Annotated in this window: 10 protein-coding genes; all 10 read right to left on the bottom strand. The window is 71.1% G+C overall.

All coding sequences use genetic code 11. The features are described from left to right. Positions 1–10: 10 nt before the first annotated feature. A complete protein-coding gene (locus tag ACWEPL_RS41325) occupies positions 11–952 on the bottom strand; it encodes a respiratory chain complex I subunit 1 family protein (RefSeq protein ID WP_452439413.1) in 942 nt (313 codons plus the stop codon). Next, positions 949–2,946: a proton-conducting transporter transmembrane domain-containing protein gene (locus tag ACWEPL_RS41330; protein WP_452439414.1), complete on the bottom strand. Its 1,998-nt coding sequence runs from the start codon at positions 2,944–2,946 to the stop codon at positions 949–951. Before ACWEPL_RS41330 ends, ACWEPL_RS41325 begins: the two co-directional genes overlap by 4 nt. Next, positions 2,943–3,422, bottom strand: coding sequence for an NADH-quinone oxidoreductase subunit B family protein (locus tag ACWEPL_RS41335; protein ID WP_363965173.1), 480 nt, complete (start codon positions 3,420–3,422; stop codon positions 2,943–2,945). Before ACWEPL_RS41335 ends, ACWEPL_RS41330 begins: the two co-directional genes overlap by 4 nt. Before the next feature lie 177 nt (positions 3,423–3,599). Then, entirely contained in the window at positions 3,600–3,941 is a 342-nt protein-coding gene (locus ACWEPL_RS41340; RefSeq protein WP_363965171.1) for an ArsR/SmtB family transcription factor, read from the bottom strand. Then, the gene (locus ACWEPL_RS41345) at positions 3,941–4,180 is read right to left on the bottom strand and encodes a hypothetical protein (RefSeq protein WP_452439415.1); all 240 of its coding nucleotides are present in this window, start codon (positions 4,178–4,180) and stop codon (positions 3,941–3,943) included. Before ACWEPL_RS41345 ends, ACWEPL_RS41340 begins: the two co-directional genes overlap by 1 nt. 528 nt (positions 4,181–4,708) lie before the next feature. After that, positions 4,709–5,401, bottom strand: a complete 693-nt coding sequence (locus ACWEPL_RS41350; protein WP_452439416.1) for a CBS domain-containing protein — start codon at positions 5,399–5,401, stop codon at positions 4,709–4,711. Continuing rightward, positions 5,398–6,003 (bottom strand): CBS domain-containing protein, encoded by a 606-nt coding sequence (locus ACWEPL_RS41355; RefSeq protein WP_452439417.1) that lies wholly within the window; start codon positions 6,001–6,003, stop codon positions 5,398–5,400. The genes ACWEPL_RS41350 and ACWEPL_RS41355 overlap by 4 nt, the downstream gene beginning before the upstream one ends. A gap of 2 nt (positions 6,004–6,005) precedes the next feature. Next, a complete protein-coding gene (locus ACWEPL_RS41360) occupies positions 6,006–6,686 on the bottom strand; it encodes a CBS domain-containing protein (protein ID WP_452439418.1) in 681 nt (226 codons plus the stop codon). A gap of 6 nt (positions 6,687–6,692) precedes the next feature. Then, positions 6,693–6,818, bottom strand: coding sequence for a hypothetical protein (locus tag ACWEPL_RS41365; protein WP_452439419.1), 126 nt, complete (start codon positions 6,816–6,818; stop codon positions 6,693–6,695). Continuing rightward, positions 6,815–8,250, bottom strand: a 1,436-nt coding sequence (locus ACWEPL_RS41370) for a CoA-binding protein (protein ID WP_452439420.1), incomplete at its 5' end; no start/stop codon positions are given. The genes ACWEPL_RS41365 and ACWEPL_RS41370, both read right to left, overlap by 4 nt.

Genomic DNA, 8,250 nt, shown 5'->3' on the forward strand with positions numbered 1-8,250 from the left:
ACCGGCCCTCTCATGCCAGGAAGAAGGACGCGGCCACGGCCAGCAGCGCCATCAGGAACGATCCGGCCAGCAGCTCCGGCACCCGGAACAGGCGCAGCTTGGCCATGAACACCTCGCCGGCCGCCAGCAACGCGCCCAGCACCGCGACCTTGACGGCCAAGGCCAGGCACGCCACCAGCAGGGCGATCAGCCCGATCGGCCCCGCGTCGGCTGTGGCGATCCCCCAGGGTGCGAACAGGCTGGCCAGCAGCCCGAGCAGCACCGACAGGCGGGCCGCCGACGCCCACTCGATCAGCGCGAGGTCGGGGCCGGCGTACTCCAGCACCATCGCCTCATGGATCATGGTCAGTTCCAGGTGGGTGGCGGGGTTGTCCACGGGGATGCGGCCTGTCTCGGCGATGGTGACGATCGCCAGAGCCGCGGCGGCCAGCAGGCTCACCGGCGACAGCACCGCCCACGGGTTCTCGGCGACCGAGGTGACGATCGCGGCCAGGTTCGTCGAGCCCGCCCGTACCGACAGCGCGAAGACCGACACCAAGATGGTCGGCTCGACCAGGGCCAGGATGGTCACTTCGCGGCTGGCGCCCATGCCGCCGAACGCCGTCCCCGTGTCCAGGCCGCCCAGGATGAGCGCCACCGACCCGAGCGCGAGCAGCGCGACCACGGCGAACAGGTCGGAGACGCCGTCCAGCGGCGAGTCCGTGGCCACCAGCGGCACCGCCGCGGCCGCCACCAGCGCGGTCGCGGCCAGCAGCAGCGGCGCCAGACGGAACGCCCAGCCGGTGCCATCTCCGGTGATGGGCTGCTTGCGGGCCAGCTTGCGCAGATCCCGCCACGGCTGCAACACCCCGGGGCCGGCCCGGCCCTCCAGCCGGGCGCGGATCTGCCGCATCATGCCGGCCAGCAGCGGCGCGCCCGCCACGACGAGGATCACCTGAATCAGCGCGGTCACCGGATCACCGCCAGCACGATCAGGGCGCCGATCAGCGCGTAGAAGCCGTAGGCCAGATACCGGTGCACGCTGCCGTTGGCCAGTTTGCGCGCCGAACCGCCCAGCGCCTCCATCGCCGCCAGGACCGGTTGGTAGAGGCGGTGTTCGACGCGGTCGGGGATCCGCGCCTGGAACCGCACCCGCGCCACCAGATAGGCCGACTCCTTCGCCGGGGTGACATGCACATCCCTTTCCGGGGCGAGCACGTTGTCGAAGACCCGCTGCAGCGGCTCGGCGAACGACGTGGCGGTGTATTCCATCCGGGCCGTCATCGGGCCGGCACCGCAGTCCCACAACCTGGCCCTGCGCCGCGCCCGCCGGCCGGCCACCAGCCGCAGCGCCGCCGGCACCAGGGCGACGGCGGCCACCAGCGCGATCGTGATCAGCGCCGGGGAGATCGTCCCCATCACCCCGCTCAGATGCAGGGCCACCCGGCCGGACACCGCGGGCTGCCCCGGCAGGACGACGGTCACGGCCGCCGACAGGGCGGGCAGCACCACGGCCGGGGCGAGCGCCAGCACGGCGCAGCAGGCGGCGGTGGCGCCCATGCCGGCCAGCATCGTGGCCGGGCTCTCCGCCGCACGCTCGGCTCCCGGGCTGCGGGGCCGGGCCAGGAAGCCGATGCCGAAGGCCTTGACGAACGTGGCCACCGCCAGCCCCGCCGACAACGCGATCACCGCCACGGCCAGCGGCATCGTCACCGCCCCGGCCACCCCGGAGGCGGGCAGCGCGTGGACGAGGCTCTGCAGCAGCAGCCACTCGCTGACGAAGGCGTTACCGGGAGGCAGCGCCGAGGCGCACAGCGCGCCGATCGCGAACAGCACGGAGGTGGCGGGCATGCGGGCCCGCAACCCGCCGAGCGCGTCCAGATCCCGCACGCCGGTAGCCCGCAGCACCGAACCCGCCGCCAGGAACAGCAACGTCTTGAAGCCCGCATGGTTGACCACGTGCAACAGCGCCGCCGTCAACGCCAACCCCGCCAGGACCGGTATTCCCGAGCAGGCGAAGAACCCGGCGGCGCCCACCCCGACCAGGACCAAGCCCATGTTCTCGGTCGTGGAGTAGCCCAGCAGCCGCTTCAGGTCGGAGGAGACGGCGGCCTGCAAGATGCCATACAGGGCCGACAACGCGCCCGCGCCCAGCGTCACCAGCCACCACCACGCCGCTCCGCCGCCCAGCAGGTCCAGGCCGACCCGGACGATGCCGTACACCCCCATGTTCACCATGGCCGCGCTCATCAGCGCCGAGACATGACTCGGCGCCTCCGGATGCGCCCGGGGCAGCCACACGTGCAAGGGCACGATGCCCGCCTTGGAGGCGAACCCGATCAGCGTCGCCAGGAACACCGCGTTCCGTGCCGCCGCGGGCAGCTCCGCGGTCCGCAACTGCTCGAAGGTTTCGCCGCCGGCGTGAGCGGCGAACAAGGCCAGGCCGGCCAGGATCGCGGCGAACCCCAGGTGGGTCATCACCGCGTACCACATGCCGGCCCGCCCCACCTGCGGCCGGTGGGCGTGCTCGGCGAGCACCAGCAGCAGCGAGGTCAGCGCCATCAGCTCCCAGGCCAGCAGCAGCGTGCTCACGCTCGCCGCCGCCGGGACCAGCAGCATCGAACCGACGAACAACGGCAGCACGCCGTGCACGACGCGGCCGTGCTCGCGGGCATATCCGATGGCGTACAGGGACGCGCACACCGCCACGCCGCCCGTCACCGCGACGAACAGCCCGCCCAGCCCGTCCAGCGACAACCGCACCCCGGCCAGCGGCAGCAGCTCCGGCAGCCAGACGCTCCACTGCCCGCCCAGGGCGGCCGCCACACCGGCAGCCACGCCGAATCCGCCGGCGCCCGCCGTCCCCAGGCCCGTGACCAGCGCGCGGGCCCGATCCGGCACGAGCAGGGCAGCCACCGCCGTCACCACGCACAGGCCGACCGCCCCGGCCAGCAAGGTACCCGTCATCTACCGGTCAGATCGCGCAGCGCCGCGACGATCTCCTCCGGACGCGGCGGGCAGCCCGGCACCTCCACGTCGACCGGGACCACGTCGCCGACGGCTCCCGCCACGCCGTACGCGCCCGCGAACACCCCGCAGTTGCGCGCGCAGTCACCCAACGCGACCACCAGCCGCGGCTCGGGCACCGCCTCGAACGTCCGGCGCAGTGCCACCTCCATGTTGCGCGTCACCGGACCGGTGACCACCAGCGCGTCGGCGTGTCGGGGCGAGGCCACCAACCGTGCCCCGTACCGTTCGGCGTCATAGACCGGGCCGAACGCCGAGGCGATCTCCACCTCACAGCCGTTGCACGAGCCCGCGTCCACGTGCCGGAGCTGCACCGACCCGGCCAGCTCGCCGACCTTGACGGCCGAGCTCGGCTTCGGCGGCGCCGGCTCGGCCACCCGCCCCGTTTTCTTGATCTTCCGCCACAACCTCGCCACGATCACTCCCTGCTTGGTGCTCCAACGTTGGGTACATGCCGCAGGGATCATCCAGGCCGGGGTCGTCCGGCGTCGGCGTCGCGCGGTTCGGCGAGGAGCTCACCTCGTCCAGCGATCGCGCGGCGGGCGGGAGAGCCTGACGCGTGGCCGAGCCGGCCCCCTCGGCCCTGGTGATTGTCAGCCACGCCCGGTATCGGCCTGCAGCAGCTCGCTCAGCAACGCGTGCTGACCCGACAGTTTGGCACTCAGCAGCTGGCGGGCCGCGCGTAGCAGCTCGGCCACGTCCCCGCCGGACAGCGCGTACACCACGGTCGAGCCCTCTCGGCGAGCGGTCACCAGCTCTGACCGGCGCAACACCGCCAGATGCTGCGACAGCCCGGTCGGCTCCACCTCGATCTCGGCCAGCAGCTCCCGCACCGGTTTCGGCCCGTCCTGCAACAGCTCCAGCACCCGGATCCGCACCGGGTGGCCCAACAGCCGAAACAGCTCCGCCTTGGCCTCATACAGTGGTACCGACATCAGCGCTGCGGCCCCTGCTCCCGCTCACCCGGCAGGCTTTCCTCCGCGACGGGCCCCATGCCTGTCGCGAGATCCTCCGCCAGGCCGACCCCGTGAGTGCGGGCAACGCGCGCGATGTGCTCCCACTCCGCCTCTGCCACAAGAGTCTCGTTCGGATCCTGCTCGCGATGGGCAGCGCGCAACGCCACCCGGGCCAGCCGGGCTCGCTCTCGGACCGCTTCGGCAAACGCCCCGCTCACGTGACCACCTCCACACTGTCGTCGGCATGCAACCCTCATCTTCTTAGTAATTGCGTATTTTCGCAACTCCGTCTTTGGATACTTAGCGTAGCAGATCATTACTGTTCGTGAAGGCATTGCGGTGACCGTGCCGGGAAAAGGATGGGACACGATGACGACGCCATGGCTATTACACGGGCATCTGCCCGGCATCGCCGTGATCGTCATTGACGGGAACGTCGACGCCGGTGACCGTCATCGTTCCTCCTCGGTGAATGCCTGATCTCACTCTTGCTGATGCGCCGGCGCCTGCTCGACGCCCTTCCGATGATGGCGGGCGCCGGGCCCGGCAGCGCTCGACCCGCGCGTACGGTGCAAGGCACTTGACGGGCGACGCGCCGTCGCCGGCCTTCCGGTCGGCGCAGTGGATCGCGATGTGACTCTGGCGGATCACGCCGTCGTGGACGTTCGGACCCACGACGGCGTGATCCGCGCTCGCGCAGGACGCCGATCGGCAGCTTCAGCGAGTAGAGGACGGCCGGTTCTATGTCAGGCGCCGCCCCACACCGGGTAGTTGACGAGGTCGTCGTTCTTCCAGCTGAGGTTGTCGTGCACGGCTACGACGCCGTCGATGTTCTCGGTCAGGCGGACGGCTTTGACGGCCTGGCTGTGCTCGACGAGAGCTCCGGACAGGGTCACCACGGCGTCGGCCACGGTGACCTCCACGCCGAGGGTGTCGCCGTGGAGGGTCTCCCGAACCTGGGCGGCGATGTCGGCGTCGTCGCGGAGGAAGACCTTGATCAGGTCGCGGCGGCTGACGATGCCGACGAGCCTGCCGCCGGTGTCGACCACGGGCAGGCGCTTGACGCCGTACTTGTCCAGTTGCCGAGCGGCGAGCACGACGGAGGCGTCGGGGGTGGTGGTGTGAGCGGGGGCGGTCATCAGCTCGCCGGCGGTCTCGCCGAGGGCCTTGTAGAAGCCGCTGCCCTCGCTGCCGACGGTGTGGCGCAGGCGGGCGCGCAGCGGCGGACGGTAGCCGTCGCCGTAGTAGCGCTCCTTGAACTCCTGCTTGGCCAGCAGGTCGGCCTCGGACACCACGCCCACGACGCGGTTGTCGTCGTCCAGCACGGGCACGCCGCTCACGGCCTTGCTGATGAGCAGTTCGGCCACGGCGTGGAAGGAAGCGCTCTGGTTGACGGCGGCCACGTCGGTGGTCATGACGTTCTCGACGGTGGTTCTCATGGGGATCTCCTGAGGTGTCTGACCCGGACGATGCCGGGTACGGTGCGGGCGAGCACGTCGGCGATGTGGTCGGCGTGTTCGTGGGGTGGCCCGCTCAGCTCGGCCACGCCGTCGTGGACGGAGACGTCCCAGCTCGGGCCGAAGGGATAGTGTTCGCGCAGCGTGGCGACGACCGCCTTGCGCAGGTCCATGTCGGGGCGGGCGAGCATGGCCATCAGGTCGCAGCGGCTCACCATGCCGACGATCTCCTGGCCGCGGAGCACGGGCAGGCTCTTGATGCGCTTGCCGACCATGAGGTCGATGGCGATGGTGACGTCGGTGGTCTCGGTGACGGTCACGACGTCACTGGTCATGACCTCCATCACCTGGCGCGGTGGGGGCTCAAGGGAGCTCGGAGCGGGCCGTACGGTGGCGCGGGGGTCGGGCTCGAACTCGCCGCGCAGCAGGTCGAGCTCGCTGACCACGCCCACGAGGCGGTCGCTTTCGTCGACGACCGGAGCAGCGGTGATGTTGTGACCGTAGAGCCGCCGGATGGCCCGCCGCACCGGGTCGGTGCGGCGGACCGTGACGGCCGGGCTGCTCATCACCTCGCGCACGAGCATGGCTATCTGGCCTCCCACGTGGAGTCGTCGGTCTTCCAGGTCAGCTTGTCGACGAGGTCGACGACACCGTTGACGCGGCCGCTCATGCGGACGGCAATGGCGGTCTCGGTGCGACGGTCCATCCAGCCGGACAGGGTGACGATGCCTTGGCGCACCTCGACCTGCACCCCGCTGGTGTCCACCCACAGGGCATGGTCGAGGATGTGGTCGCGGATCTCGGCGGCGATCTCCTCATCCCCGCGCAGGAACACCTTGACCAGGTCGCGCCGGCTGACGATGCCCTGCAGGCGTCCTTCGTGGTCGACTACGGCCAGACGTTTGACGTCGTGGGCATCCATGAGGCGGGCCGCCGAGACTGCGGTCGCCGTGGGGGTGATGGTGATCGCGGGAGTGGTCATCAGATCTGCGGCGGTGTCGCCCTCGGCCTTCTGGCGGCCCTTGGGGTGGCGCAGCCGCGCGCGCAGCGGCGGGCGGTAACCCTCGCGGTAGAACTCCTCGCGGAACTCCTCCTTACGGAGCAGGTCGGCCTCGGAGACCATGCCGATCACGTGGTCGTCGTCGTCCAGCACCAGGACGGCGCTGATGCCGCCGGCGATGAGCGCCTGGGCGATGTCCTTGAACGGGGTGGCGGCGGTGACGGAGACGACCTTGGTCGTCATCACGTCTTCGACGGTCATGCGCATCGCCGGTCAGCTCTTTTCCGGCTTCTGCACGAGGATGCGGGTGCCGGCCGGCTTGCGCTCGGCGAGCGGGACTTCGAGCGGGTCGAGGATCTCCGGGAAGAGTCCTCGCTCCCGGTGCACGGTGGCGTTCATGCCTTCCTCCTTGTTGTGTCACTTCCATCGCATCTCGCGAATGGCCGGAGCTTTAGGGGCGGAGGTCCCGAACGGGACGGCCGTTGGTCAGCGCGTCCGCCGCAGCGCTGGATGATCGCGCCGGTCATCTCCGTGCCTATGCGCGCTGACATGTCGTGATATGCCTGCCGTACCTCGTCGGGGGTCTGAAGGTTGAGCCGGACCTCGCCGACCTCGCTCTTGTGCACGGGACCTGTGGCTTTGAGCACGGCGGGCAGCCCACGCGGGAGGCCGCCGCCCCGGCGGACTCCTCCGGCGTCACGCCGTAGCAGGCGAGCAGCCGGGCCTGCCCGGGGAAGGCGTAGCTGGGGACGCGGCCGTCGATCAGATCGTCGTGGCCGACGACGCAGGCCGGCACGGGCCTCCAGCAGTCCGGGCGGCAGTTCCGGAACGATCAGGCCGTGGGCCTCGCAGGCGTCGGCGGCCATCGCCTGCGGCCCGCCCGAGTTGCCCACGACAGCCACCCGGCGACCGGCCGGCAACGGCTGACCGGCCAGCAGCTTGGCAGTGTCGATCAGCTCGTGGACACTGTCGAGCCGGATCACACCGGCGGCCCGGGTGAGCGCGTCCACCGCCACGTCCGGGGTGGCCGCGGCAGCCGTGTGCGAGCGCACCGCCCGGCCACCGGCCTCGCCGCGACCGCTCTTGACCAGCAGCACCGGCTTGCGCCTGCCGACCCGGCGGGCGATACGGGCGAACCTGCGCGGGTTGCCGAACGACTCCAGATACAACGCGATCACGCCGGTGTCGTCGTCGTCCTCCCAGTACTCCAGCAGGTCGTTGCCGCTGACATCGGCCTTGTTGCCGACCGACACGAACGACGACACCTCCAGCCGATCCAACAGGGCCGCGCCCACGGCGCCGGACTGCGACATCAACGCCACCCGCCCGCGGGCGGGCCGGTGCGGCAGAAAGCTGGCATTCAGCCAGGCTCCGGTGTTCACCACACCCAGGCAGTTCGGGCCGATCAGCCGCATCCCGGCCGTACGGCACAGCTGCAGCAGCTCCGACTCCGCCGCGCGCTGCCCGGCCTCGGCGAACCCCGACGTCAGCACCACCAGCCCGGCCACTCCCGCCGCGGCGCAGTCACGCGCCACCTCCAGCACCTGCCGGGCGGGCACCGCCACCACCGCCAGGTCCACGCCGTCGGGCACCTTGGGGTGGCAGGCCAGCCCGGCGATCTCGGTCGCGTTCGGGTTGACGGGATGGATCGGCCCGCAGAAGCCGCCGTCGATGAGGTTACGCAGCACCTTGTGACCGACCGCGTGCTCGCTCCTGCTCGCACCGATCACCGCCACCGAGCGCGGCGCCAGGACACGCGCGAGCGAAGCCCGCTCGGCCTCGTGGTGATAGTGGTAGAAATAACGGAACCCGGGCACCGCCCCGTGCTGGG

Source organism: Nonomuraea sp. NPDC004186, from assembly GCF_053603495.1.

Coding starts and splice junctions, on each gene's coding strand:
- ACWEPL_RS41350 (WP_452439416.1), bottom strand. CDS start 5,401: ATGAGAACCACCGTCGAGAACGTCATGACCACCGACGTGGCCGCCGTC.
- ACWEPL_RS41340 (WP_363965171.1), bottom strand. CDS start 3,941: ATGTCGGTACCACTGTATGAGGCCAAGGCGGAGCTGTTTCGGCTGTTG.
- ACWEPL_RS41355 (WP_452439417.1), bottom strand. CDS start 6,003: ATGCTCGTGCGCGAGGTGATGAGCAGCCCGGCCGTCACGGTCCGCCGC.
- ACWEPL_RS41360 (WP_452439418.1), bottom strand. CDS start 6,686: ATGCGCATGACCGTCGAAGACGTGATGACGACCAAGGTCGTCTCCGTC.
- ACWEPL_RS41330 (WP_452439414.1), bottom strand. CDS start 2,946: ATGACGGGTACCTTGCTGGCCGGGGCGGTCGGCCTGTGCGTGGTGACG.
- ACWEPL_RS41365 (WP_452439419.1), bottom strand. CDS start 6,818: ATGAACGCCACCGTGCACCGGGAGCGAGGACTCTTCCCGGAGATCCTC.